Below are 1690 nucleotides of genomic sequence, written 5' to 3' on the forward strand. Positions count from 1 at the left end.
CCGGTTTTGGATTCGGCTGTTGCTCCGGTGTTGGATGCGACCGTCACCCTCATTTTGGATACGGGTGTTAGTTCGGACGAGGGTGTGGCAGGAACGTCTGCTGCCATTGCTATCAACAAAATCGATAGCGTGAATGACTCATCGCTTGAGCTGGTCCAGCGTGGAGATCGTGCCCAGGAGAAGCAAACCGGGATCCGCGCTCACACCCAGAAGCCGCAGATGGATCTGCGGACCTCGCCAAAGGCGCCCTCCACCTTCGTCGAGCAAGAGCTCTCGACTGCCACTGCGACTGTGCAGGCCACTGCTCCTGAGGCAGTCACTTCAGACTGGGCAGATGTTCTCGCACCTACGACATCATCCTTCGCAGCGGGTGCGAGCTGCCTTGGCGGGGGCAGCGGAGGATCCGGTTCAGGCTCTGCCGCCGCCGGATTTGAATCCGGCTCTTTTCATCTTCCTGGCATCGGAAGCGGCTCGAATCAGGATTCGGCCGCGTGGCGTCTGCCCGGTGCCCCCTCCTTCGATCCAGGCTGTTCCCCGGACTGATTGGTAAACCGGCGTCATCTTACTGGCGCAAGGTTAGGTGGCGTGCGCGCCACATCCAATACAGAACGGGAGAACGTTGTGTGTACAAAGCTCCCCAGGAGCATACAAAGAGCAATAGGTGCGTCTCTGTTCGCCGGCGGCATTCTTGTCTTCGGCGCCGGAGCAGCCAATGCAGATACTGGGCCACCTCCGGTCCAGGACAACAATGGTCAGAAGCCGGTATCCGAAGTAGTTCGGACGGTCGATGGAGCACTCTCCAAAGCCACAAACTCCGTCTCGTCCCTCCTAGGTGGCGGGTCGGAACGGACGACTGAATCTCCGGCTCAGTCTGATGCAAGTACACAGTCGACTCCGGTCCCAACCGACGCCAACCAAGCGTCTGAGGGAGCGGCGAACACTGTGGAAACGCGTTCGGCGACAAGTCAGGCAGTCCCTGGCCAAGCCGTGGAAAAGGCTGCACCGACCGCGGGTAAAGATGCCTCGACGCCATCAGCGCCGGTTGAAGACGCCACGCCGCGTCCCACACCGGTCAAAGCAGGCCCGTCGCATCCGACACCGGTCAAAAATATCGATCAGGCCGACAGGCCCGAGGTGACTGCCAAGCAGGCTCAGGCGACGCACGAGTCGTCGACTCAGCCCAGCAAGAACAGCACCTCAGGCCAGAGTGATGAGGCGAATGCTTCAGCGCCGAATGCCGGTCAGTCAGCCGATGAATCAGCCAAAAGGCTCGGCTCGGAGAAGCTCGGAAACACTGCGGACGGCCTTCTTGGTGGCCACGCTGCAGATAAGGCCGAGGTCCCTGAGTTCGAGACTGATGGTGCCGATAAATCGGTACAGGAACCCACTGCGGTCTCTGCCCCTGCAGGGCAGAACGACCCGGGCCAGAGCGGGGTCTCTGCCCAGGGTTCGATCAACAAAGAAACCAATGGCACGCCGACGGGTTCGGCAGGTGTTGAGGTTGAGGGAGACCTTCTTGGTGGTTCTTCCGCGACTGACACTTCCGAATCGGATAGCGCGTCTGCCGCTGGTACAGAGAATGGTTCGTCAGACAAGGCGTCAGGCGAGCCAACACCTAGCGGGTCGCTGCCGGGTGCTGAGGTCGTGGATGGTCTTCTTGGCGACAATCCCTCCGATCCAGCAAACACAG

2 protein-coding genes are annotated in these 1690 nt (G+C 60.4%); both read left to right on the forward strand.

Annotated elements, in window-relative coordinates:
• The coding region (locus tag H535_RS29770; protein WP_026821320.1) for a hypothetical protein at positions 1 to 543 on the forward strand (543 nt) is incomplete at its 5' end.
• Positions 544 to 987: 444 nt separating this feature from the next.
• Positions 988 to 1690, forward strand: a 703-nt coding sequence (locus H535_RS29465) for a hypothetical protein (protein WP_035770655.1), incomplete at its 3' end; no start/stop codon positions are given.

Origin of the sequence: Arthrobacter castelli DSM 16402, from assembly GCF_000430705.1 — a bacterium.
In the GTDB taxonomy this organism is placed as follows: domain Bacteria; phylum Actinomycetota; class Actinomycetes; order Actinomycetales; family Micrococcaceae; genus Arthrobacter_C; species Arthrobacter_C castelli.